Source organism: Arthrobacter sp. 001422645, from assembly GCF_059816125.1.
The window spans coordinates 26,283-49,294 of the sequence record NZ_JCBANT010000022.1; the positions used below are offsets into that span (position 1 = coordinate 26,283).

Sequence of the window (23,012 nt, forward strand, 5' to 3'; positions counted from 1 at the left end):
ACCCAAAATCAGACTTTCAAGGAGCACCCCATGACTAAGATGCGCACCGTAGACGCTGCCGTCGCCATCCTGGAAAAGGAGGGCGCCACCGAGGCGTTCGGCCTGCCAGGCGCGGCCATCAACCCGTTCTATTCCGCCATGCGGAACCACGGCGGGATCCGCCACACCCTGGCCCGCCACGTGGAAGGCGCCAGCCACATGGCTGACGGTTACAGCCGGTCCCAGGACGGCAACATCGGCATCTGCATCGGCACCTCCGGGCCCGCCGGCACGGACATGATCACCGGACTCTACGCCGCCTGGGCCGATTCCATCCCCATGCTGTGCATCACCGGGCAGGCCCCCGTGGCCAAACTGCACAAGGAAGACTTCCAGGCCGTGGACATCGAGTCCATCGCCAAGCCGGTCACCAAAATGGCCATGACCGTCCTGGAACCGGGGCAGGTCCCCGGCGCCTTCCAGAAGGCCTTCCAGCTGATGCGCTCCGGCCGGCCGGGACCGGTGCTGCTGGACCTGCCCATCGACGTCCAGCTGGCCGAGATCGAATTCGACATCGACGCTTACGAGCCCCTGGCCGTCGAAAAGCCGCGGGCCAGCCGCAAACAGCTGGAGAAGGCGCTGGACATGCTCACCGCCGCCCGGCACCCGCTGATCGTTGCCGGCGGCGGCGTCATCAACGCCGGCGCGTCCGCAGAGCTGGTGGAACTGGCCGAACTGCTGGGCGTGCCCGTCATCCCCACCCTGATGGGCTGGGGCGCCATCCCCGACGATCACCCGCTCATGGCCGGCATGGTGGGCCTGCAGACCTCGCATCGCTACGGCAACGAGACCATGCTGGCCTCCGACTTCGTCATCGGCATCGGGAACCGCTGGGCCAACCGCCACACCGGCGGACTGGACACCTACACGGCGGGCCGCACGTTCGTCCACATCGACATCGAGCCCACGCAGATCGGCCGCGTGTTCTCCCCGGACCTGGGCATCGCCTCCGACGCCGGCGCGGCGCTGGCGGGCCTGGTTGACCTCGCCCGCGAACGCCAGGCGGCAGGCACCCTGCCGGACTACTCCGGCTGGGCCGCCGAATGCGCCGGGCGCAAGGCCACGATGCACCGCAAGACCCACTTCGAGAACATTCCCATCAAGCCGCAGCGCGTGTACGAGGAGATGAACAAGGCCTTCGGCAAGGACACCACCTACGTCTCCACGATCGGCCTGTCCCAGATCGCAGGCGCGCAGATGCTGCACGTGTTCGGGCCCCGCCAGTGGATCAATGCGGGCCAGGCCGGCCCCCTGGGCTGGACCGCCCCGGCCGCGCTCGGCGTCGTGCGCGGAAAACCGGACCAGACCGTCGTCGCCCTCTCCGGCGACTACGATTTCCAGTTCATGATCGAAGAGCTGGCCGTGGGCGCCCAGTTCAACCTGCCGTACATCCACGTGGTGGTGAACAACTCCTACCTGGGCCTGATCCGCCAGTCCCAGCGCGGCTTCAACATGGAACAGAACGTGTCCCTGGCCTTCGAGAACATCAACTCCACCGGACTCTCCGCCACCGCGAGCGGCTACGGCGTGGACCACATCAAGGTAGCCGAGGGCCTGGGCTGCAAAGCCATCCGGGTGGAGGACCCCAACGACCTGGCGTCCGCGTTCGGCAAGGCCAAGGCCATCATGGGCGAGTTCCAGGTTCCCGTGGTGGTCGAGGTGATCCTGGAGAAGGTCACCAACATCTCCATGGGCGTGGAAATCAACGCCGTCAACGAGTTCGAGGCCCTGGCCGAGACCCGCGAGGACGCCCCCACCGCCATCCTGGCCCTGCAGGCCTAAGACATGCGCGTAGTCATAGCTCCGGACAAGTTCAAGGGGTCGCTGTCCGCCCCGGACGTCGCCCGGCACGTCGAGGCCGGGCTGCAGGCGGCGACGGGCTCCAACCTTGACGTCCTCCGGATTCCGGTGGCCGACGGCGGCGAAGGGACCCTCGACGCCGCCGTCGGCTCCGGTTTCACCCGCCGCAGCGCTGTGGTCAGCGGCCCCACCGGGCAGCGGATCCGGGCGGACTTCGCGGTCCGCGGCCGGGAAGCCGTCATCGAAATGGCCGCCGCGTCCGGACTTGCCGTCCTGCCCGGCAGCCCAGCCGGGACCGGCGAAGGGGGCTCGGGCGGCCGGCCGGATTCGGCCAGCGCCAAGAGCGCTACCAGCCTCGGCACCGGGGAACTGATCCGGGCAGCGCTCGACGCCGGGTGCCGGCAGATCATCCTCGGCGTCGGCGGCAGCGCCAACACCGACGGCGGCGCCGGCGTCCTGCAGGGACTCGGCGCCAGGCTCCTCGACGCCGACGGCGCCGACCTCCCGCCCGGCGGCGCGGCCCTCGCCCGGCTGGACCGGATCGATTTCTCCGGCTTCGATTCCCGGCTGGACGGTGCCCGCTTCGTCCTGGCCAGCGACGTGGACAACCCGCTGCTCGGCGCGGAAGGCGCCCCGGCGGTTTTCGGCCCGCAGAAGGGCGCCACGGCGGAGGACGTAGCAGTCCTCGACTCGGCCCTAACCCGCTTTGTGGACGCCCTCGCAGCCGAGATCGGACCCCGGGCGCTGAAGGCCGCGGCCGCTCCAGGCGCCGGTGCCGCCGGCGGGGTGGGCTACGCGGCGATCGCGGTACTGGCCGCGACCCGCCGGCCCGGCATCGACGTCGTACTGGAATTCACCGGGCTGGCCGACCGGCTGGCCGGCGCGGACCTGGTGATCACCGGCGAAGGCAGCCTGGATGAACAGAGCCTGCTCGGCAAAACGCCCCTGGGGGTTGCCCGGGCGGCCGCGCGGGCGGGCGTGCCGGTGGTGGCCGTCTGCGGCCGGACCACGCTGACGGCCGAGCAGCAGAAGGATTCCGGATTCCGGCAGGTCTACCCCCTGACCGCGCTGGAGGCCAAGGTAGAACTGTGTATAGCCGAAGCAGGACCCCTGCTTGAACAAGTGGGCAAGCAGATCGGCGCGGAACTGGCGGACCTGACCCGCGCCGGCACCGCGCCGGCGGAAAGTGCCCGCACGAAGGAGCCACTCAATGTCTGAAGAAAACTTTGACCTTGTCGTCCGTGGCCGGCGCATCCTCACGACGGCCGGTATCGCGGCCCGTGAGGTGGGTGTGCGCGGCGGCAGGATCGCCGCGATCGTGCCGCTTGGCAACGGGCTCTCCGGCACGGAAGTCATTGAACTCGCCGACGACGAAACCCTGATCCCGGGCCTGGTGGACACGCACGTCCACGTCAACGAGCCCGGCCGCACCGAGTGGGAGGGATTCGCGTCCGCCACCTGCGCCGCGGCAGCCGGAGGCGTCACCACCATCATCGACATGCCGCTGAATTCCATCCCGCCCACCACCACCGTGGAAGGACTCAAGCTCAAACGCGAGGTGGCCGAGGACCAGGCGTTCGTCGACGTCGGGTTCTGGGGCGGGGCCGTGCCAGGCAACAAGGCGGAGCTGCGCGGACTCCATGACGAGGGCGTGTTCGGTTTCAAGTGCTTCCTGCTGCACTCCGGCGTGGACGAGTTCCCGCACCTGGAAGCGGACGAGATGGAAGAGGACATGGCCGAGCTCAAGTCCTTCGACTCGCTCATGATCGTCCACGCCGAGGACTCCCATGCAATCGACCGCGCGCCCCACCCGGGCGGCGACCACTACGCCACGTTCCTGGCTTCTCGCCCCCGCGGCGCCGAGAACAAGGCCATCGCCGAGGTCATTGAACGGGCCCGCTGGACCGGCGCCCGCGCCCACATCCTGCACCTCTCGTCCTCCGACGCCCTGCCGATGATCGCCACGGCCAAGCGCGACGGCGTCCACCTCACCGTGGAGACCTGCCCGCACTACCTCACCCTCATGGCCGAGGAAATCCCCAACGGCGCCACCGCCTACAAGTGCTGCCCGCCCATCCGCGAGGCCGCCAACCGCGAGCTGCTGTGGAAGGGCCTGGAGGACGGGACCATCGACTGCATCGTCTCCGACCACTCGCCCAGCACCCTGGACCTCAAGGACCTGGAAAACGGCGACTTTGCCGTGGCCTGGGGCGGGGTCTCGTCGCTGCAGCTGGGCCTGTCCCTGATCTGGACGGAGGCCCGGCACCGCGGCATTCCCCTGGAGCAGGTCGTGTCCTGGATGGCCGAGAAGCCGGCCGCCCTGGCCCGGCTCTCCACCAAGGGCCAGCTGGCCCTCGGGTTCGACGCGGACTTCTCGGTCTTCGCGCCCGACGAGGCCTTCGTGGTGGACGTGTCCAAGCTCAAGCACAAGAACCCCATCACGCCCTACGACGGCAAGGCGCTCTCCGGTGTGGTCCGGAGGACATTCCTGCGCGGGCATGAGATCGACGGCCAGACCCCCGGTGGAAAGCTCATCCGCCGCGGCGGCGTCTGAGGCAGATGACCGTGGCAGTCCAAGTACATGCCCCGCGCGGCATATGCGCAGCGGCCCCGGCGAAGCCGACGCCCGTCACCCCGGCGCCTGTCCCGTCGGAGCGCGCCCAGGCGGGGCCGGCTCAGGCGGGTCCGGTTCAGGCGGGGCCGGTTCAGGCGGGCCCAGCCCTCAAGGCCCACGGCCTGGCGGTCTGGGTTGCGCCGGGCGGCGGACAGGACATTGATAAGGCCGTGATGGCCCGTGCCGCGGAACTGCTGCTGGCGCGCGCCCTGAAGATTGCCCCGGAGGCGGGAGTCCACGTCAGGCCCGCCGCCGGGGCTGCAACCTCCGCTGCTACCCCCCTCCCGCAGGGTGGACCGGCGGGAACACCCGGCAGCGGAACCCGGGCGCCGTCGTCGTCCGTTCCGGAGGACTCCCCGGAAGACTTCCCGGGAGATAGCGGCGCACCCCGGCTCCCGCCGTCGGCCGGTCCGGACACCCTGGTGTCCGTAGACCTTGCCGCCGGCGAGGTGCTGCTGGACGGCCGGCCGGTGGCCCTGACCGGTGTCGAGTTCAGGCTGCTGCGCCACCTCGTGGAGAACTGCTCGCGCACCGTCAGCCGGGAGGAACTGCGGATGTTCCTCGAATCGTTCGATTCCTCCGCGGCGGCCTCGCGGTCCATCGATGTGTACGTGGGGCGCGTGCGGCGCAAACTGCGGCGCGGGCGGCACGCGATCGCGACAGTCCGCGGCGGCGGCTACCAGTTTGTGCCCGGACCCCGGACCAAGGTGCGCGGGCCGGCGGAATACAGCATCTGAAACCGTGGTTGTGCATCAGCAAACCGCCTTTTCCCAGTCGACAGACCACACCAGACCCGAAGGATCCTTATGAGCCCCAACCTGACCACCAAGCTCCAGCCCGGAACCCCCGCCCCGGAGTTCACGCTCCCGGACGCCGCGGGCCAAAAGGTGTCCCTGGCCGATTACCGCGGCAAGAACGTCATCGTGTATTTCTACCCGCAGGCCGCCACCCCGGGCTGCACCACCGAGGCCTGCGATTTCCGCGACAGCCTGTCCTCCCTGCAGGGCTCCGGCTATGAAGTGCTGGGTGTCTCCCCCGACGGCCCCGAGGCCCTGGCCGAGTTCACGGGCGACTTCGCGCTGACGTTCCCGCTGCTCGCCGACGAGGACCACTCCGTGGCGCTGGCCTACGGCGCCTGGGGCGAGAAGCTGGTCAACGGCGAAGTCACCGAGGGCATCGTCCGGTCCACAGTGGTCCTGGATCCCGAGGGCAACGTCAAGCTGGCGCAGTACCAGGTCAAGGCGCAGGGCCACGTCGCCGCGCTGAAGGATGCCCTCGGCATCTGACGCCACGATGTCCGTTGCCCGGTCTCGGACAGGCGCCCCGATTTCGGACCGGCGCCCCGGGGATCCATGGCGCGGCGGTCCGATTTCGCCGCGCTTTTCCGACAGCGCCGCCCCGGGCCGAAGTCGCCGCGGGAAAGTTCTCCACATCCGCTGCACCGGCCGTTGCCCGGACCGTCTTGGCCGACCAGCATCTGTGGCATGGACGTACCGGAACTGATTCTCAGTAGCGACCTCTCACGGCTTGGCCAGGACGCTCGGGACCTGGCCCGGAAGGCGAAGTCCGGGCAGCTCCGCCGCATCCGGCAGGGCGTCTACGTCCGGGCGCAGGACTGGGAGACGCTGACGCCGTGGGACCGGTATCCGCTCCTCATCAGGGCGGCGGCCGCCACTTTGCAGAGCCGCACGGTCTTCTGCCGCCAGTCCTCCGGCGTGCTCTGGGACATGCCGGTGCTGGGCCTTCAACATCCAGTGCACGCATGCACCTCCGACGCCGGCGGCGGACGCTCGCGTGCCGGGGTCCGCCGGCATTTCGTCGATTTGGACTCGGCCCGGATCGAGGAGCGCCACGGCCTGCTGGTCTTGGACCGCGCGCGTACAGCCTTGGACCTGGCAGCCTTCGAATCATTTGAGCAGGGCGTCGCGGTATTCGACCACGTCCTCCGGCCGCAGCCCAGCACCCTTGCACCGCTCAGCAAAGCGGAACTCGACGCCGGCGTCGACGGTAATTACACGGCGGCCGCCGCCCGGCGGATCCGGGCCGCCCTGAGGTTTGCCGATCCCGCGTCCGGTTCCCCGGGCGAATCCGTCAGCCGTGCCATGATGCACCGGCTTGGCTTCCGGGTTCCCCTCCTTCAGGTCGAGATCCGGGACGGGCGCGGGCTGGTGGCCATCACAGACTTTGACTGGCCCGAGGAGCGGCTGTGCGGAGAATTCGACGGCCTCGTGAAATACCGGAATCCGGAGTACCTTCGCGGCCGGACGCCGGCGCGGGCGCTCACCGACGAGAAGCGCCGGGAGGACCGGATCCGTGCCACGGGCCGGCGGGTGGTCCCCTGGACGTGGTCTGAGCTGTCCAGTCCCGCACGGTTTGCCGCTTTTTTTCGGAGGCGGGCGTTCCGCGGGCGACACTCCCGTCCTGCCGTCGCTGATCCGGACACGCTTCCGGAAAACTGCTGCGGAATCAGACACACGCTCCCCGGATCCGCGCCGCGCCGGTCCGAAATCGCGGCGCGAGACGGAAAACGGCGCGGAAAACGGCGCAGCAGCAGCCTAAACCCGGGTCCCCGCCACAATGGTGGCCGTGGAGCGGAGGCGGAGGGCGCCGTCGTGCTCGTAGCGGCCCAGCAGCCGGAAGACGTCGGAGCGGATCAGTTCCCGGGCTTCCCTGTCGGCCCGGGCCAGGCCCACCGCCACGGTGGTCGCAATATCGGTCATGAACTCCCAATAGAGCTCCGGTGAGTCCTGGACCAGGTCCGTGCTGACCTTCCGCTCGCTGACGTCGACCAGGCCGGCGTCCCTGAACATCCGGGTCATAAAACCCTGCGCGGCGCAACGGAACAGGCCGGGCGTGCCCGCCGGAGGTACCGGCAGTTCGGTATGGCGGGCGATCGTGCCGAGGATCAGGCTGGCCCACGGGTTCTCGGCGGCGCGGCTCCAGACGGCGGCGCTGATCCGGGCGCCCGGTTTGGCCACGCGTACCATTTCGCCCACGGCGGTGGACATCCTGGGGAAGAACATCAGGCCGAAGCGGCAGAGGACCGCATCGAAAGATGCGTCGTCGAACGGCAGGGCGGCGGCGTCGCCGACGGCGGTCTCCACGTTGGCCAGACCGCGGGCCGCAGCCTTCTCCGCGGCCACCCGCAGCATCCCCTCGGAGATGTCCAGCAGGGCGACGCTTCCGCGGGGAACGAGGGCGGCGGCGGTCAGGCCCGGCTCTCCGGTTCCGGCCGCGACGTCGAGTACCGCCGAGTCCGGTCGGAGCCACGCCTCCTCGATGACGGCGTCGCCAAAGGATGCGTGCCAGTCCATCACTTCGGCGTCCCATTTCCGCCAGCCTGCGGAGAACTCGTCCCAGGTGCTGCGCTGCTGGTCCCTGATCTGCTCCGCTGAGGCTGACATGGCGCTCCTTGGCTGTTCCTTGCCCTCCCCCACCCCTTAGTGTGCTCCCCCGCCCCGGGCCGAGGCAATGGTTCCAGTGGCAGTAGGCTTAACGGCATGTCTACCCCCGAAAACCCCGGCACCCCAGACGAGCAGCACGTCCCCGAACGGCGCGAAATCACCGTGCGCCGGGCGCCGAAGTACGTGCCGTTCCTGGTCCTGGGCGGGCTTGTGGGCTTCGTCGTGGCCGCGTTCCTCGCCTACGGCCTCCCCGGCGACGAAAGTTACGACGCCAGCGCCGTCTTCGGCTTCTTTATGATCATGTGCGGCGCCGGAGGCGTCATATTGGGTGGCACTGTTGCGCTCATCCTGGACCGGCTGAGCGTCCGCCGGGCCAAGCGCGCCGTCGTCGAATCCGTCCCGGATTCCGTTCCCGACACCGAGGACCAGCAGGGGGCCTAAGGGCTGCAGGTCAAACGCTGCAGGTCATAAACCGGCCGCCGGGAAAGTCCTAGCGCACAACGTGAGATAATCGACCAGTGGCACGCGGCGATGGAAAACTTTCTCATGACCTTCTCTCTGGCGAAAAAGGCCCTCAGGACGCATGTGGCGTCTTCGGGGTCTGGGCTCCCGGCGAAGAGGTTGCAAAACTCACCTATTACGGGCTGTATGCACTGCAGCACCGCGGTCAGGAGTCCGCTGGTATAGCCACCAGCGACGGCAACCGGATCAACGTCTACAAGGACATGGGACTTGTGTCCCAGGTCTTCGACGAGACCACACTCAACACCCTGACCGGGCACCTGGCCGTCGGGCACTGCCGTTACTCCACCACAGGCGCGAGCCACTGGGCCAACGCGCAGCCCACCCTGGGCGCGACCGCGACCGGCACCGTGGCCCTGGCGCACAACGGCAACCTGACCAACACCGCCGAGCTCAAGGCCATGATCGTGGACCGCAACGGCGGCCAGCTCACCGGCGAAATGAAACAGGGCAACACCTCGGACACCGCCCTGGTCACCGCCCTGCTGGAGGGCGAAGAGGGCAAGTCGCTCGAACAGACCGCCATGGAACTGCTGCCCAAGATCAAGGGCGGCTTCTGCTTCGTCTTTATGGATGAGGGCACCCTCTACGCGGCCCGGGACACCTACGGCATCCGTCCGCTTTGCCTCGGCCGGCTGGAACGCGGCTGGGTGGTGGCCTCCGAGCAGTCCGCCCTCGCCACCGTCGGCGCCAGCTTCATCCGCGAAATCGAGCCCGGCGAGTTCATCGCGATCGACGAGGACGGCGTCCGCTCGCAGCGCTTCGCCGAGGCGACACCGGCCGGCTGCGTCTTCGAGTATGTTTACCTCGCCCGCCCGGACGCCTCCATCGCGGGCCGCTCGGTGTACGAATCCCGCGTGGAAATGGGACGCCAGCTGGCCCGGGAAAACACCCAGGAAGCGGACATCGTCATCCCGGTGCCGGAATCCGGCACCCCCGCCGCTGTGGGCTACGCCGAGGAATCCGGCATCCCCTTCGCGCACGGCTTCGTCAAGAACTCCTATGTGGGCCGCACGTTCATCCAGCCCTCGCAGACCCTGCGGCAGCTCGGCATCCGGCTCAAGCTCAACGCCCTCGAATCGGTGATCCGCGGCAAGCGTGTGGTGGTGGTGGACGACTCGATCGTCCGCGGCAACACCCAGCGCGCCATTGTGCGGATGCTCCGCGAGGCCGGCGCCGCAAGCGTCCACATCAAGATCTCCTCCCCGCCGGTCAAGTGGCCCTGCTTCTACGGCATCGACTTCGCCTCCCGCGCGGAACTCATCGCCAACGGCGCCACCATCGAAGAGATCACCCAGGCCATCGGCGCCGACTCGCTCGCCTACATTTCCGAAGACGGCATGATCGAAGCCACCCGCCAGCCGCGCGAACGCCTGTGCACCGCCTGCTTCACAGGCAAGTACCCCATTGAGCTCCCGGCCCCCGACAGGCTGGGCAAGAACCTGCTCGAACGCACCGATCTGGGCGGGCTCCCCGCCGCCGGCACCGCGGCCGTCTCCGCTGCGGGGGCCGCCGACGTCGATCCCGGCACCGCCGAGGATGAGGACCCGGCAGAGAAGCCCGGTGCCACCGGCTGCGATCCGGGCCCGGACGCCGAATTCGAAGAACTGCTCACCGATGCCGATCGCGTCACCCCAGCCGACAAGAAAGAGCCCGTATGACTTCCGCCTCCCCGGCCGCTGACATGAACGCCGCCCAGAACGCCGTTGGCATCACCTACGCCTCCGCCGGCGTCGACGTCGAAGCGGGCGACCGCGCCGTCGAACTCATGAAGGACGCCATCAAGGCGACGCACAACTCCTCGGTGATTGGCGGCGTCGGCGGCTTCGCCGGCCTGTACGACGTCTCGAAGCTGCTGACATACAAGCGCCCGCTGCTGGCCACCTCCACCGACGGCGTCGGCACCAAGGTCGCCATCGCGCAGGCCATGGACATCCACGACACCATCGGCTTCGACCTCGTCGGCATGGTGGTCGATGACATCGTGGTGGTGGGCGCCGAGCCGCTGTACATGACCGACTACATCGCCTGCGGCAAGGTTGTCCCGGAGCGCATCGCGGACATCGTCCGCGGCATCGCGGCCGCCTGCTCCGTTGCCGGCACCGCCCTGGTGGGCGGCGAAACCGCCGAGCACCCGGGGCTGCTGGGCGAGCACGAGTACGACGTCGCCGGTGCCGCCACCGGTGTTGTCGAAGCCGCCGACCTGCTGGGCCCTGACCGCGTCCGCGCCGGCGACGTCGTGATTGGCATGGCCTCCTCCGGGCTGCACTCCAACGGCTACTCCCTGGTCCGCCGCGTCATCAACCACGCCGGCTGGGCCCTGGACCGCCACGTCTCCGAATTCAGCCGCACGCTGGGTGAGGAACTCCTGGAACCGACCCGCGTCTACGCCGCCGACTGCCTGGACCTGGCCCGCACCTTCCCGGTGAACGGCTCCGCCGCCGGCCAGGCCGTGCACGGTTTCAGCCACGTGACCGGCGGCGGGCTCGCCGCCAACCTGGCCCGCGTCCTGCCGCAGGGCCTGCTGGCAACCGTGGACCGCGCCACCTGGCAGCTCCCGGCCATCTTCCGGCTCGTCGCCGAGCTGGGCAACGTCCCGCTGGCCGACCTGGAGCGCACGCTGAACCTCGGTGTGGGCATGGTGGCGATCGTCTCCCCCGAAGCCGCCGACGCCGCCGTGAACCGGCTCAACGAACGCGGGCTGCCGGCCTGGGTCATGGGCACCGTCGAGGAAAACTCGGACTCCGTAGTCAAGACCGGCCCGGACTACGTGCAGGGCGCCAAGGGCGTCGACGGCGGCGCAGTCCGCCTGGTCAACGCCTACGCCTAACCCCCTCGTCACCGACATCGAGTGCTCCTCCCCACCGGAGTGGAGCACTCGATGTGTTTAAGCCGCGGCCTCAGACCTCCAGCACGCTGAACACGCCGCCCTGCGGATCCTCGAGGGTGGCGATGGTGCCGGCTTCCTCGGCCTCGTCCGGTGCGATCAGGACCGTGCCGCCGGCGGCCTCTGCCGCCGCGACGGCCTTTGCGACGCTTGACACCCCGAAGTACACCTGCCATCCCGGTTTGAGCGTACCCTCGGCGTCCGCCGGGACCGCGGCAATCCCGGCCACTTCGGTGCCGTTCACCATCAGCGTGGAGTACTTGCCGCCGTCGTCCTGCGGGTATTCGGTGACGTCGTGCCCGAACAACTGCTGGAAGAATCCGACGGCGGACTGCGGCTCGGGCGTCAGCAGCTCGGCCCAGGTCAGGGCGCCGGGCTCCCCGCCGCGCGCGGTGCCGAGGTGGGTTCCGGCCTGCCAGGCACCGGTGGTGCCCCCTCCGGGCGGGGCGAAGAAGACCATCACGCCCGTGCCGCCCACCGCCTCCGGACCAAACTCAAGGGTTCCGCCGGCGTGGACCAGGCCGGCAGCGAGCTCGGCGGCATCGGGGGATGCGAAGTACACGTTCCACTGCGGAGCCGCTGCGGCGGCCATCTGGTGCGGGTTCTGCGGCGCGATCACAGTGACCAGGTCTTCGCCCAGGAATGCCTGCGCGTAGCTGCGCCCGTCCGGGGTGGGAAGGTCCTCGAAGCGCCAGCCGAACACCGCCGCATAGAATTTCTTGGCCGCCGGGACGTCGCTGGTCTGGAGGTCCGTCCAGCAAATCTCGCCTTCGGTGAACCCCGTGCGCATGGTCATGGCATCCTTCCGAACGGTTGGTGCGGGTCCGGCGGAGCCGCAGCTTCAACCTAGCCCGAGGGGCCGGCCCGGACAACCGCGCCCCCGCCCCCGGGAGTGGCTCGGGTATGGACCGGCAGCAGAAAACCCGCCGTCCACACCCTTGCGGGAGTGGACGGCGGGCCTGAAATCATGTGGTCGGCAATCCGCTAAAGAAGCTGATGCCGGGAAGAAGTGTCGACTAACCTATCCGACGGGAATCAACCTCGTCGTCGTCCTCTTCCACATCGTCCGCGTACTTATCCACATAAGCCGAATAATCCGGCTCAACCGGCTCACTCGAGAAACGACTCGGTGCACGACCCTCTGAGCTCTTGAGCTCACGCTGAAGCGCAGAGTAGTCAGTGTTCGGGGAATAGTACTTAATATCCCGAGCCTGCTTGGTAGCTTTTGCCTTTTGACGGCCGCGCCCCATGGCGTGACCCCCTTTTGTACTCGGACCGGAGGTGGTCACCATTGGCGATCGGTGAGGCCCCGGAATGTTTGGTCAATTTGTCGTACACCTAGATTACATGCTTTCTGCTGCAACTGCTCCCCGGGGCGGCCGCCGGGGGCAGTGTTGCGCGCTCCGGAACCCCGGGCGGCGCCCCTGCGGCATGCAGGCCGCCCGGCATCTTAGATAGAGTTCCGTAGTGGACTCGCGGAAACGGGTCCTTCCGCCGCGCGTCCAGCCGCGGCAAAGACGCTCGAAAGTGGTGAATTCTCAGTGACCGAAGAGAACGAGAGGCGCAGCGGCCCCCGCCTGCCTGGGGTTCCTCCTGCCGGCGGACCGGGCGAACGGTCCGCCCCCGCCGCACCACACACCCCATCTGCCATCCCCCCGAAGCCGTCGACGCCGCCGACCTCCGCGACGCCGATCGTGCCGGCGCCCCCGGCAACTCCCGTTGCGCCCCCGGCCGCTCCTGCTGCACCCCCGACGCCGGGACGCGCCGCGGCGGCGTCCAACGCCTTGGCCGGGGCGGGCAAGGCGGCCTCGGAAAAGGCCTCGCAGCTGGGCGGCTGGCTGCGCCGCCAGAGCCCCGTGCGGATGGGCACCGCCGCGGCCGCCGTCGTCGTCGTGGGTCTGCTGGTCTGGCTGGTTGCCTCGCTGGGCGGCGGCAGCAAGCAGCCTGTCGCGGATACGTCCCCGGCCGCGTCCGCCACGACGTCGGCCGCCCCCGTGAAGCGGGGACCACTTCCGCTGAAGGGAGTCGGCCCGCTGGAATTCCAGCCCGGCGACTGTTTCAAGGATTTCGACCCGGAAGCTCCGGAGTCGACGGTCGTGGACTGCTCCACGGGGCACTCGGCCCAGCTGATCGCCGTCCACCACTTTGAGGATTCCGCCGGCTATCCCGGGCTGAACGCGTTGAAGGACAAGGGCCGCGAGACCTGCCGGAATGCGCAGCTGGCCGCCGCTGCCACCGGTTACGACCTGAAGCAGCGCAACGCGTACCCGAGCTCCACGAGCTGGGACAACGGCGACCGCCGCGTGGACTGCTACGTCACCGCCGATGCCGGCAATGTCATCAAGGAATCGCTGATCCCCTAAGGGTTCACGAACCCTCGCGGCACTCGTCCTGAAGAAAAGAACTGCCAGCCGGAGCACGCTCCGGCTGGCAGTTCTCTTTTGATGCTTCGGGCCTACCCCTTGCGGCGGACGGACAGCCCGCTGCCGGTGGAGGCGCCGCCGTCGGGCCGGTCCGACCCCTCGGCGCCGCCCATGGTCAGCTCCGTGAGATCCGGTGCGGTATCCACGAGCACGGTGTCGCCGTCGGCGATGGTCCCGGCCAGGATGGCCTTCGCCAGCCGGTCGCCGATTTCCCGCTGCACCAGGCGGCGCAGCGGCCGGGCGCCGTAGGCCGGGTCGAAGCCGGTCACCGCGAGCCAGGCACGGGCCCCCTCGGTCACTTCCAGGTTGAGGCGGCGGCCCTTGAGGCGTTCGCCCAGTTCCTTGACCTGCAGCTCCACGATCCGGGACAGCTCCTCGATGTTCAGCGGGTCGAAGAGCACCACTTCATCGAGCCGGTTCAGGAACTCGGGCTTGAAGGAGGCGTGCACAGTGGCCATAACAGCCTCGCGCTTGGCATTCGCGTCCAGGGTCGGGTCCACCAGGAACTGGCTGCCCAGGTTGGAGGTCAGCACCAGGATCACGTTGCGGAAGTCCACGGTGCGGCCCTGGCCGTCGGTGAGGCGGCCGTCGTCGAGCACCTGCAGGAGGATGTCGAACACCTCGGGATGGGCCTTCTCCACCTCGTCCAGCAGCAGCACGGAGTAGGGGCGGCGGCGGACGGCTTCGGTGAGCTGGCCGCCCTCCTCGTAGCCCACGTAGCCGGGAGGGGCGCCGACGAGGCGGGCCACGGAGTGCTTCTCCGAGTATTCGGACATGTCGATCCGCACCATGGCGCGTTCGTCGTCGAACAGGAAGTCGGCCAGGGCCTTCGCCAGTTCTGTCTTGCCGACACCGGTGGGGCCCAGGAACAGGAAGGAACCGGTGGGCCGGTTGGGGTCGCTGATTCCGGCGCGGGCGCGGCGGACGGCGTCCGAGACCGCGGTGACGGCCTTGGACTGGCCGATCAGCCGCTCGCCTAGCACGTGCTCCATCTCCAGCAGCTTCTGGCTCTCGCCCTGCAGCATGCGGCCGGCGGGGATCCCGGTCCAGGCCGAAATCACCTCGGCGATGTCGTCGGCGGTGACCTCGTCGGCCACCATTAGGTCCTGCTTGGCGCCGCCGCCGGCCACCCGCGCCGACTCCGCTTCAGCGGCTTCGCTGAGTTCCCGCTCCAGGGCGGGCAGTTCGCCGTACAGGATCCGCGAGGCCGCCTCGAGGTCGCCTTCGCGCTGGAACTTCTCGGCGGCGGAGCGCAGTTCGTCGATCCGGGCCTTGAGGTCTCCCACACGGTTCAGGCCCGCCTTCTCGGACTCCCAGCGGGCGTTGAGCGCGGCCAATTCTTCCTTTTTGTCCGCCATGTCCGCCCGGATCGCGGCCAGCCGCTCCACCGACGCCGGATCGGTCTCGTTGGCCAGGGCCAGTTCCTCCATGGTCAGGCGGTCCACCGAGCGGCGCAGCTGGTCGATCTCCTCCGGGGCGGAGTCGATCTCCATGCGCAGCCGGGAGGCGGCCTCATCCACGAGGTCGATCGCCTTGTCCGGCAGCTGCCGGCCGGAGATGTAGCGGTTGGAGAGCGCGGCGGCGGCGACGAGGGCGGAGTCGGCGATGGCGACCTTGTGGTGCGCCTCGTAGCGCTCCTTGAGCCCGCGCAGGATGCCGATGGTGTCCTCCACGCTGGGCTCGCCGACGAAGACCTGCTGGAAGCGGCGTTCCAGGGCGGGGTCCTTCTCGATGTTTTCGCGGTACTCGTCCAGCGTGGTGGCGCCGATGAGGCGCAGCTCGCCGCGGGCCAGCATGGGCTTGAGCATGTTGCCGGCGTCCATGGAGCTGTCCCCGGTGGCGCCGGCCCCCACCACGGTGTGAATTTCGTCGATGAACGTGACGATCTGGCCTTCGGAGCCTTTGATTTCCTCCAGCACGGCCTTGAGCCGCTCCTCGAATTCGCCGCGGTACTTGGCGCCGGCCACCATGGACGCGAGGTCCAGCGCGATCAGGGTCTTGCCGCGCAGGCTCTCGGGGACGTCGCCGGCCACGATCCGCTGGGCAAGGCCTTCGACGACGGCGGTCTTGCCGACGCCGGGTTCGCCGATGATGACGGGGTTGTTCTTGGTCCGCCGGCTCAGCACCTGGATGATGCGGCGGATCTCGGCGTCGCGGCCGATCACCGGGTCCAGCTTTCCCGAGCGGGCAATCGCGGTGAGGTCGGTGCCGTACTTCTCCAGCGCCTGGAAGGAGTTTTCGGGGTCCGCGTTGTCCACCTTGCGGTCGCCGCGGACGCCCGGCAGGGCGGCGAGCAGGGCTTCGTGGGAGGCGCCGGCGTCGCGCATCAGCTTGCCGACGGCGTCGCTTCCGGAGGCCAGCCCCAGCAGCAGGTGCTCGGTGGAGACGAAGCTGTCGCCGAGCCGCTCGGCCTCATTTTGGGCGTTCTTGATGGCCTGCAGGGCAGTACGGGACAGCTGCGGCTGCTGCACACTGCTCCCGGAGGTGGCGGGAAGGGCCTTGATGGCGGTGCTCGCCTGGACGCTGACGGAATCCGGGTCCGCCCCCGTGGCGCGGAGGAGCGCGACGGCGACACCCTCGCGCTGGTCCATCAGCGCCTTGAGCAGGTGGGCGGGTTCGAGCTGGGGGTTCCCGGCCGTCGAGGCGTTCATCGCGGCGGCCGCGAGAGCCTCCTGGCTCTTGGTGGTGAACTTGGCGTCCAAAGAGAGCTCCTTTCGGGAACATGCTGGTCTTAAAGTTGAGTGTACTCCGCTCAACTTTGTATCGGGTCCGTTTGGGTCCATGTTTGCCCACGGCGAAATGACTGTCTAGGGCCGGAGTCCCCACGGCGTCGCGTTCCGACTCGGCCCGGAAATCACTTAACGTTGCTTAACGCGAACTCGCCTACCTAATGTAACTGAGGTCACAGGGGCCAACAACGACGCGAAGGAGGGCCGGGATGCGCAGGAACACCACGAGTGCTGCCGCAGAACGCCCTGCCCCGCAGGTATCGGCCGCCGCCGTGGCCCGGGCAGCGGGAGTCTCCCCCGCCTCGGTGTCCTACGTTCTCAACGGCAAGGGCGGCGTGTCGCCGGAAACCCGCCGCCACATCATCCACGTGGCCAACGAACTGGGCTTCAGGCCCCGTAAGTCCTCTCAGTCCACCGATGCGCAGCGGACCCGGGTGATCGGCCTGATCCTGCCGAACATCATCAACCCCATGTTTCCCAGGTGGGCCCAGGCAGTCATTTCCGCCGCGGCCGAGTCCGGCTACGAAGTCTTCGTCGCCACCACCCAGGACGATCCGGACGTGCTCGCCCAGGTCACGTCCACCCTCGCGCACCGCAACGTGGACGGCATCATCCTGGCAGCGTCACTCCGGGACGACGCCACCGCGCTCCGCACCTTGCGGGCAGCCCGGATTCCCTACGTCTGCCTCTCGCGCCGGGCCGACTTCCTCGATTCCGACTTTGTCGGGATCGACGACGACGCCGCCGCGACGACGCTGATGCAGCACATGCTCAGCCACGGCTTCACGGAGATCGCCACAGTGATCGGGCCGCGGTTTTCCACTGCGTCACTGGCCCGGGAACAGGCCTTCGTCCGCACCGCCGCGGCTGCGGGGATCACTATCAGCGGTGACCGCAAGATCAGCACCCGGGTAAACAACGAAGGCGGCCGGCTGGCGGCCGAGCGCCTGTTTTCCGCGGCGACACCGCCGCAGGCCGTGGTCTGCGGGAGCGACGAACTGGCCATCGGCGTTATGGAATACGCCCTGGCGAAAGGGCTGCGGATTCCCGACGACGTCGCCGTCGCCGGCTGTGACGGTCTCCCCCACAGCCGGTCCGGGCTCATCAACCTGACCAGCATCGTCCAGCCGCAACAGGAAATGGCCCACGAGGCCTTCGCCATGCTGCTCAAACGCATCGAGGCCCCCTCCGGGACCTACAGCTCCAAGGTATGCACGCACCGCCTTCATATCGGGCGGACCTGCGGCTGCATCCCATCCCCCGGCTGACCTCCGCCACCCGCTGACCCCCGCCAACGCACATCCCCGGCCAGGCACCCTGGCTCCTGCCCTGCTGCCCGGCCTCCGGGCTGCCCCGAACCCCCATCCACCAGACCTGACCACCAATACAAGGAAGAACACCATGTCAGTTGTATCCGCACCAACGAAGATGCGCACACCAAAAGAAATCAACGGTGTGATCCTCCGCAGAGTCATGCCGATCCTTATCGGCGCCTACATCATGGCGTTCCTGGACCGCACCAACATCGGCATGGCCAAGGACCGGCTGGAGATCGACCTCGGCATCTCCGCCACCGCCTACGGCATTGGCGCCGGGCTGTTCTTCCTGACCTATGCCCTCTCCGAAATCCCGTCCAACCTGATCATGCACAAGGTGGGCGCGCGTTTCTGGATCATGCGGATCATGATCACATGGGGCATCATCTCCGCCTGCATGGCCTTCGTGCAGGGCGAATGGTCCTTCTACATCATGCGGATGCTGCTCGGCGTCGCCGAGGCGGGGCTCTTCCCCGGCGTGATGTATTTCCTGACCCAGTGGTTCGTGGTGAAGGACCGGGCGAAAGCCAACGGCATGTTCCTGCTGGGCGTTTCCATCGCCAACATCGTCGGCGCACCGCTCGGCGGCCTGCTGCTCACCATGGACGGTTTCGGTGGCCTGCACGGCTGGCAGTGGATGTTCATCATCGAAGGCCTGCCCGCTTGCCTCCTGGCCTACGTCGTCTGGAAGAAGCTCCCGGACCGGCCCACCCAGGCATCATTCCTTACCCCTGAAGAAGCCACAGACCTCGAAGCCCGCATCGCCGCTGAGGAAAAGGCTGGCGCCGAAGCGTCCGGCAACCACCGCCTCCGCGACATCCTGAAGGACAAGCAGATCCTCCTGGTGGTCGGCATCTACTTCACGCACCAGATCGCCGTCTACGCCCTGTCCTACTTCCTACCCTCCATCATCGGCACCTACGGCAAGCTCAACCCGCTGCAGATCGGCCTGCTGACGGCCATCCCGTGGATCTTCTCCGCCGCCGGCGCCCTGCTGATTCCCCGGTTCGCCACCGACGGCCGGCGCTCCCGCCTCCTCGTCACGGGAACGATGATCGGCATCGTCTCCGGCTTCGCCCTCGGCGCCGTCGGCGGTCCCGTGCTCGGCATGATCGGCTTCTGCCTCGCCGCGTTCAACTTCTTCGCCCTGCAGCCGATCCTCTTCACCTACCCGGCCACCCGGCTCACCGGCGCCACCCTCGCCGGCGGCATCGCCTTCGTCAACACCATCGGCCTCTGCGGCGGTTTCCTCGGCCCGTACGTCATGGGCATGATGCAGGACACCACCGGCTCCAAGCTCTCCGGTCTCTGGTTCATCGTGGGCATGTGCATCATCGGCGCCCTGCTCTCGCTCATGCTCAAGCGCGGCACGGAAAAGCCGCAGCTCGCCCCCGTAGCCCACTAGGCCTGCCCTCCCCACCGCTTCACCAACGCAAGGAAAAGTTCATGGATTTCAGCTCAAAGAGGGTGCTGGTCACCGCCGGGGCCAACGGCATCGGCCTGGCCATCGCCACCAAGTTCCAGGCGCTCGGCGCCGCCGTCTTCGTCACGGACATTGACCCTGACGCCGTCGAGAAGGCCCGCGTCAACGGCCTCGCCGCCGCCGTCAGCGACGTCTCCGACGAGGATCAGGTCCGCGAACTGATGGCCCTGGTCCAGGCGGAACTGGGCGGCCTGGACGTCCTCGTCAACAACGCCGGCATCGCGGGACCCACCGGGCCCGTCGAATCGCTGGACACGGCCGCGTGGAAAGCCACGTTCGACGTCAACATCCACGGCCAGTTCTTCTGCATCAAGCACGCCCTGCCGATGCTGCGGCAGGGCCGGGAAGCCTCGATCGTGAACCTCTCCTCCGCCGCCGGGCGGCTGGGCATGGCCGGCCGCAGCGCCTATTCGGCGTCGAAGTGGGCCGTCATCGGGCTGACCAAGACCCTCGCGATCGAGCTCGGTCCCGACCGGATCCGGGTCAACGCCATTTGCCCCGGCGCGGTCAACGGCCCCCGGATCGACGCCGTCATCGCGGCCAAGGCACAAATGCTGGACCTGCCGGCGGACAAGGTCTCGGAGCTCTACCACAACCAGTCCTCGCTGGGGCGGCTGATCGAGGCCGAGGACATCGCGAACATGGCCGCCTTCGCCGCGAGCGACATGGCCCGCAACGTCAACGGCCAGGCCCTGGCCGTCGACGGCAACACCGAGAAACTCTACTGATCCAGCCCGCCCGGACGATTCGACCCACCCTAGGAGACCTTCCCATGGCTGCTTCCCGCAAAGTCATCATCACCAGCGCCGTTACCGGCGCCATCCACACCCCGTCCATGTCCCAGTACCTTCCGGTCTCCCCCGATGAGATCGCCGACGCCGCCATCGGCGCCGCCGAGGCGGGCGCCGCCATCGTGCACATGCACGCCCGCGACCCCCGGGACGGCCGCCCCTCCCAGGACCCGGAACACTTCGCCCCGATCCTGGACAAGCTCAAGCGCAACACCGACGCCGTCATCAACATCACCACCGGCGGCTCGCCGCACATGACCGTGGAAGAGCGCATGCAGCCCGCGGCCCTGTTCAAGCCCGAGCTCGCATCCCTGAACATGGGTTCGATGAACTTCGGCCTCTACCCGATGCTGGACCGCTTCACCGAGTTCGGCCACGCCTGGGAGCGGGAAGGACTCGAAAAGAGCCGCGACCTGGTCTTTAAGAACACCTTCCAGGACATCGAGACCATCTTAGGCATCGGCAACGAGAACGGCACCCGCTTCGAATTCGAGTGCTACGACATCTCGCACCTGAACAACCTCGCGCACTTCCACGCCCGCGGTCTGGCCCAGGGGCCCTTGTTCGTCCAGTCGGTCTTCGGCCTGCTCGGTGGGATCGGCGCGCACCCGGAGGACCTCATGCACATGCGCCGGACAGCGGACCGGCTCCTCGGCGACGACTACGAATGGTCCATCCTGGGCGCCGGGAAGAACCAGATGCCCCTGGCCACCATCGGCGCGGCCATGGGCTCCCATGTCCGGGTGGGACTGGAGGACTCGCTCTGGATCGGCCCCGGCCAGCTGGCCACGTCCAACGCCCAGCAGGTCACCCGGATCCGCACCATCCTCGAGGCCCTCAACTTCGAGGTCGCCACCCCGGATGAGGCCCGCGACATGCTGCAGCTCAAAGGCCGCGACAAGGTCGGCTTCTGAGCGCATGAGCATCCTCGTTGCCCCGGACAGCTTCAAGGGGACCTTCACCGCCGTCGAGGTGTCCCGGCACATTGCGGCCGGGATCCGCTCGGCCGGCGGCGCGGCCGTCGAACTGCCGGTGGCCGACGGCGGCGAAGGCACCTTCGACGTGCTGGCCCGCGGCCTCGGCGCGCGGCGCGTCAGCGTCAGCACCATCGGACCGTGGGGCGACGATCTGACTGCGGAGATCGGGCTGACGGCGGACGGGACCGCCGTCGTCGAGCTTGCCGCGGCGGGCGGTCTCAATCTTCCCTCCAGCCGGGAGCGGGATCCGGTGACGGCCAGCACCTTCGGCACCGGAGTGCTCATCGCCGAGGCCGCGCGGCTGGGCGCCCGCCGGATCCTGGTGGCCTGCGGCGGGTCCGCCACGACCGACGGCGGCGCCGGCGCCATCGCCGCGATCGAGGAACGCGGCGGACTCCGCGGCGCGGAGGTGGTGGTCCTCAGCGACGTGACCACCCGGTTCGGCGACGCCGCCCGGGTGTTCGGGCCGCAGAAGGGCGCCGGGCCGGCCGCCGTCGAAATGCTGACCGGCCGTCTTGAGCAGCAGGCCCTGACGTTTCTCCGCGAACACGGCCGCGACCCGCGCACCGTGGACCGGACCGGGGCAGCCGGGGGATTTTCCGGCGGCCTGTGGGCCAGATACGGGGCCACGCTGGTCTCCGGCGCCGACTATGTGCTGGACCTGCTCGACTTTGACCGCCACCTCCCCGGCTGCAGTGCCGTGGTGGTCGGAGAGGGCCGGCTGGATTCCCAGACCGGCCAGGGCAAGATCATCGCCGCGGTGCTGGCCCGGAGCGGCACAACACCGGTGTACGCCGTCGTCGGCTCCGTCCACGAGGACTTGGGCGGCTACGCCAAGAACTTCGCCCGTGTGATTGTGGCGAGCGACGCGGCCGCGATGACACGTGCGGGTGCGGCGGTCGCCACGGCGTGCCCGGCGAACACGAGGGGACATGCCCTCCGCTAGCTCCAAGCACTGGACATAGCCCCCATATGCCCACTCTCCGGGCCAAAGACTGGACATGTCCCCCGGGATCGAGCCGCAAGACTGGACATGTCCACCCGGCGTGTGCAGGGCGGGCCCGAGCCTGCCTGCCCATCCGCTGGACATGCCCTCCGCTAGCTGCAAGCACTGGACATAGTCCCCATATGCCCACTGTCCGGGCCAAAGACTGGACATGTCCCCCGGGATCGAACCGCAAGACTGGGCATGTCCCCTAGTGCGTCCAGGGCGGGCTGCACCCGGGACTGGACATGTCCCGCAGGCGGCGCCTCGGCCCAAACCCCGTTAAACCATTTCGGCGGTCGGCTCCCCCAAGGAGCCGACCGCCGATTAATGGGGCTGGTCCGATGTCGGCGGACCAGCTCCAGTGGAACGGCCGGGGGAACCGCTCCTGCAGGGGATTTCGCTGTTCATGCATCTTGTCACACATGTGACAGATTTGTCACGCGGTATTTTTGCTGTTTCCCGTGGGTAGGCTTTTGACATGGATGAGACAGCAGCAGCGCAGCACCACACCACCCGGTCCGTCTTCCTGGACAAGGCCCATCCCGCCGCCTGGCGGGCCCTCAACGGGCTCGGCCTGAAAGCCAAGGAAGCCGCCGATGAGGCCGGCCTGGACCAGACCCTGATCGAGCTGCTGAATGTCCGCATCTCGCAGATCAACGGCTGCGCCTACTGTCTGGACCTGCACGTCGGCGACGCCGTGAAAAACGGCGAAACCGCGCAGCGCCTCGCGGTCCTGCCGGCCTGGCGGGATACGGACCTGTTCACCGAGAAGGAACGCGCCGCCCTGACCCTGGCCGAAGCCATCACCAACATTTCCGACGCCCGGGCCCGCGAGCATGAAGGCGCCGCCGCGAGGAAACACCTCACGGACGGGGAGTTCTCCGCCGTCAGCTGGCTGGTGATCGCCATGAACGCCTTCAACCGGGTGTCGATCGTCAGCCAGCACCCCGTCCGCAAGGACCGCGGGTAAGCCGGCGCCGGCTGCCCCAGCAGGACGCCGCACCCGCCCGCCCCTGCCGCCCGCCGGGCCCAACGCCCC

General features: G+C 68.5%; 21 protein-coding genes. 15 read left to right on the forward strand and 6 right to left on the reverse strand.

Annotated features, from left to right (window positions below):
- Nucleotides 1–30: 30 nt before the first annotated feature.
- The 5 genes from gcl to bcp all read left to right on the forward strand — a co-directional run bounded on the left by gcl (nt 31) and on the right by bcp (nt 5,739).
- Nucleotides 31–1,821: a glyoxylate carboligase gene (gene gcl / locus AC6EUH_RS17395; protein ID WP_056430560.1), complete on the forward strand. Its 1,791-nt coding sequence runs from the start codon at nt 31–33 to the stop codon at nt 1,819–1,821.
- Between the two features lie 3 nt (nt 1,822–1,824).
- A complete protein-coding gene (locus tag AC6EUH_RS17400; protein ID WP_499739419.1) occupies nt 1,825–3,057 on the forward strand; it encodes a glycerate kinase in 1,233 nt (410 codons plus the stop codon).
- Complete coding sequence (gene allB, locus AC6EUH_RS17405; RefSeq protein WP_499739420.1) at nt 3,050–4,393, forward strand: allantoinase AllB; 1,344 nt, start codon at nt 3,050–3,052, stop codon at nt 4,391–4,393. The genes AC6EUH_RS17400 and allB overlap by 8 nt, the downstream gene beginning before the upstream one ends.
- A gap of 11 nt (nt 4,394–4,404) precedes the next feature.
- Nucleotides 4,405–5,190, forward strand: a complete 786-nt coding sequence (locus AC6EUH_RS17410) for a winged helix-turn-helix domain-containing protein (protein WP_499739421.1) — start codon at nt 4,405–4,407, stop codon at nt 5,188–5,190.
- A 69-nt stretch (nt 5,191–5,259) separates the two neighbouring features.
- The gene (gene bcp, locus AC6EUH_RS17415) at nt 5,260–5,739 is read left to right on the forward strand and encodes a thioredoxin-dependent thiol peroxidase (protein ID WP_056430568.1); all 480 of its coding nucleotides are present in this window, start codon (nt 5,260–5,262) and stop codon (nt 5,737–5,739) included.
- Nucleotides 5,740–6,050: 311 nt separating this feature from the next.
- Here bcp and AC6EUH_RS17420 read toward each other — a convergent pair whose 3' ends face one another.
- The 3 genes from AC6EUH_RS17420 to AC6EUH_RS17430 form a co-directional block, all read right to left on the reverse strand.
- Entirely contained in the window at nt 6,051–6,182 is a 132-nt protein-coding gene (locus AC6EUH_RS17420; RefSeq protein WP_499739422.1) for a hypothetical protein, read from the reverse strand.
- A 178-nt stretch (nt 6,183–6,360) separates the two neighbouring features.
- Nucleotides 6,361–6,564 (reverse strand): hypothetical protein, encoded by a 204-nt coding sequence (locus tag AC6EUH_RS17425; RefSeq protein WP_499739423.1) that lies wholly within the window; start codon nt 6,562–6,564, stop codon nt 6,361–6,363.
- A gap of 444 nt (nt 6,565–7,008) precedes the next feature.
- Nucleotides 7,009–7,857 (reverse strand): class I SAM-dependent methyltransferase, encoded by an 849-nt coding sequence (locus AC6EUH_RS17430; RefSeq protein WP_056430577.1) that lies wholly within the window; start codon nt 7,855–7,857, stop codon nt 7,009–7,011.
- A gap of 96 nt (nt 7,858–7,953) precedes the next feature.
- Between AC6EUH_RS17430 and AC6EUH_RS17435 the strand changes: the two genes are divergently transcribed.
- The 3 genes from AC6EUH_RS17435 (at nt 7,954) to purM (ending at nt 11,209) form a co-directional block, all read left to right on the forward strand.
- Nucleotides 7,954–8,298 carry a hypothetical protein gene (locus tag AC6EUH_RS17435; RefSeq protein WP_056430580.1) on the forward strand — a complete coding sequence of 115 codons (345 nt, stop codon included), beginning with the start codon at nt 7,954–7,956 and terminating at the stop codon, nt 8,296–8,298.
- Nucleotides 8,299–8,375: 77 nt separating this feature from the next.
- Entirely contained in the window at nt 8,376–10,040 is a 1,665-nt protein-coding gene (gene purF / locus AC6EUH_RS17440) for an amidophosphoribosyltransferase (RefSeq protein WP_056430583.1), read from the forward strand.
- Nucleotides 10,037–11,209: a phosphoribosylformylglycinamidine cyclo-ligase gene (gene purM / locus AC6EUH_RS17445; RefSeq protein WP_056430585.1), complete on the forward strand. Its 1,173-nt coding sequence runs from the start codon at nt 10,037–10,039 to the stop codon at nt 11,207–11,209. The genes purF and purM overlap by 4 nt, the downstream gene beginning before the upstream one ends.
- A gap of 70 nt (nt 11,210–11,279) precedes the next feature.
- Here purM and AC6EUH_RS17450 read toward each other — a convergent pair whose 3' ends face one another.
- Together AC6EUH_RS17450 and AC6EUH_RS17455 are read right to left on the reverse strand one after the other, a co-directional pair.
- Entirely contained in the window at nt 11,280–12,062 is a 783-nt protein-coding gene (locus tag AC6EUH_RS17450; protein WP_056430588.1) for a VOC family protein, read from the reverse strand.
- A 220-nt stretch (nt 12,063–12,282) separates the two neighbouring features.
- On the reverse strand, nt 12,283–12,516 hold the full coding sequence (locus AC6EUH_RS17455) for a DUF3073 domain-containing protein (RefSeq protein ID WP_082492711.1): 234 nt from the start codon (nt 12,514–12,516) through the stop codon (nt 12,283–12,285).
- A gap of 291 nt (nt 12,517–12,807) precedes the next feature.
- On the opposite strand from AC6EUH_RS17455, the gene AC6EUH_RS17460 reads away from it, so the two are divergent.
- Nucleotides 12,808–13,629 (forward strand): septum formation family protein, encoded by an 822-nt coding sequence (locus tag AC6EUH_RS17460; protein ID WP_156367587.1) that lies wholly within the window; start codon nt 12,808–12,810, stop codon nt 13,627–13,629.
- A 92-nt stretch (nt 13,630–13,721) separates the two neighbouring features.
- Here the strand turns inward: AC6EUH_RS17460 and clpB are convergent, their stop codons facing one another.
- Nucleotides 13,722–16,391, reverse strand: coding sequence for an ATP-dependent chaperone ClpB (gene clpB, locus AC6EUH_RS17465; protein ID WP_499739424.1), 2,670 nt, complete (start codon nt 16,389–16,391; stop codon nt 13,722–13,724).
- A 236-nt stretch (nt 16,392–16,627) separates the two neighbouring features.
- On the opposite strand from clpB, the gene AC6EUH_RS17470 reads away from it, so the two are divergent.
- The 6 genes from AC6EUH_RS17470 (at nt 16,628) to AC6EUH_RS17495 (ending at nt 22,943) form a co-directional block, all read left to right on the forward strand.
- A complete protein-coding gene (locus tag AC6EUH_RS17470) occupies nt 16,628–17,686 on the forward strand; it encodes a LacI family DNA-binding transcriptional regulator (protein ID WP_056430595.1) in 1,059 nt (352 codons plus the stop codon).
- Nucleotides 17,687–17,819: 133 nt separating this feature from the next.
- On the forward strand, nt 17,820–19,139 hold the full coding sequence (locus AC6EUH_RS17475; RefSeq protein WP_235500238.1) for an MFS transporter: 1,320 nt from the start codon (nt 17,820–17,822) through the stop codon (nt 19,137–19,139).
- A gap of 41 nt (nt 19,140–19,180) precedes the next feature.
- On the forward strand, nt 19,181–19,945 hold the full coding sequence (locus tag AC6EUH_RS17480) for an SDR family oxidoreductase (protein ID WP_056430598.1): 765 nt from the start codon (nt 19,181–19,183) through the stop codon (nt 19,943–19,945).
- 44 nt (nt 19,946–19,989) lie between these two features.
- Nucleotides 19,990–20,922, forward strand: coding sequence for a 3,5-dioxohexanoate:acetyl-CoA acetone transferase (gene kce, locus AC6EUH_RS17485; protein WP_056430601.1), 933 nt, complete (start codon nt 19,990–19,992; stop codon nt 20,920–20,922).
- A gap of 4 nt (nt 20,923–20,926) precedes the next feature.
- The gene (locus AC6EUH_RS17490) at nt 20,927–21,931 is read left to right on the forward strand and encodes a glycerate kinase (RefSeq protein ID WP_056430603.1); all 1,005 of its coding nucleotides are present in this window, start codon (nt 20,927–20,929) and stop codon (nt 21,929–21,931) included.
- Nucleotides 21,932–22,451: 520 nt separating this feature from the next.
- Nucleotides 22,452–22,943, forward strand: a complete 492-nt coding sequence (locus tag AC6EUH_RS17495; RefSeq protein ID WP_056430605.1) for a carboxymuconolactone decarboxylase family protein — start codon at nt 22,452–22,454, stop codon at nt 22,941–22,943.
- The last annotated feature ends 69 nt before the right edge of the window (nt 22,944–23,012 follow it).

Coding starts and splice junctions, on each gene's coding strand:
- gcl (WP_056430560.1), top strand. CDS start 31: ATGACTAAGATGCGCACCGTAGACGCTGCCGTCGCCATCCTGGAAAAG.
- AC6EUH_RS17400 (WP_499739419.1), top strand. CDS start 1,825: ATGCGCGTAGTCATAGCTCCGGACAAGTTCAAGGGGTCGCTGTCCGCC.
- allB (WP_499739420.1), top strand. CDS start 3,050: ATGTCTGAAGAAAACTTTGACCTTGTCGTCCGTGGCCGGCGCATCCTC.
- bcp (WP_056430568.1), top strand. CDS start 5,260: ATGAGCCCCAACCTGACCACCAAGCTCCAGCCCGGAACCCCCGCCCCG.
- AC6EUH_RS17420 (WP_499739422.1), bottom strand. CDS start 6,182: ATGTCCCAGAGCACGCCGGAGGACTGGCGGCAGAAGACCGTGCGGCTC.
- AC6EUH_RS17430 (WP_056430577.1), bottom strand. CDS start 7,857: ATGTCAGCCTCAGCGGAGCAGATCAGGGACCAGCAGCGCAGCACCTGG.
- AC6EUH_RS17435 (WP_056430580.1), top strand. CDS start 7,954: ATGTCTACCCCCGAAAACCCCGGCACCCCAGACGAGCAGCACGTCCCC.
- purM (WP_056430585.1), top strand. CDS start 10,037: ATGACTTCCGCCTCCCCGGCCGCTGACATGAACGCCGCCCAGAACGCC.
- AC6EUH_RS17450 (WP_056430588.1), bottom strand. CDS start 12,062: ATGACCATGCGCACGGGGTTCACCGAAGGCGAGATTTGCTGGACGGAC.
- AC6EUH_RS17455 (WP_082492711.1), bottom strand. CDS start 12,516: ATGGGGCGCGGCCGTCAAAAGGCAAAAGCTACCAAGCAGGCTCGGGAT.
- AC6EUH_RS17470 (WP_056430595.1), top strand. CDS start 16,628: ATGCGCAGGAACACCACGAGTGCTGCCGCAGAACGCCCTGCCCCGCAG.
- AC6EUH_RS17475 (WP_235500238.1), top strand. CDS start 17,820: ATGTCAGTTGTATCCGCACCAACGAAGATGCGCACACCAAAAGAAATC.
- AC6EUH_RS17480 (WP_056430598.1), top strand. CDS start 19,181: ATGGATTTCAGCTCAAAGAGGGTGCTGGTCACCGCCGGGGCCAACGGC.
- kce (WP_056430601.1), top strand. CDS start 19,990: ATGGCTGCTTCCCGCAAAGTCATCATCACCAGCGCCGTTACCGGCGCC.
- AC6EUH_RS17490 (WP_056430603.1), top strand. CDS start 20,927: ATGAGCATCCTCGTTGCCCCGGACAGCTTCAAGGGGACCTTCACCGCC.
- AC6EUH_RS17495 (WP_056430605.1), top strand. CDS start 22,452: ATGGATGAGACAGCAGCAGCGCAGCACCACACCACCCGGTCCGTCTTC.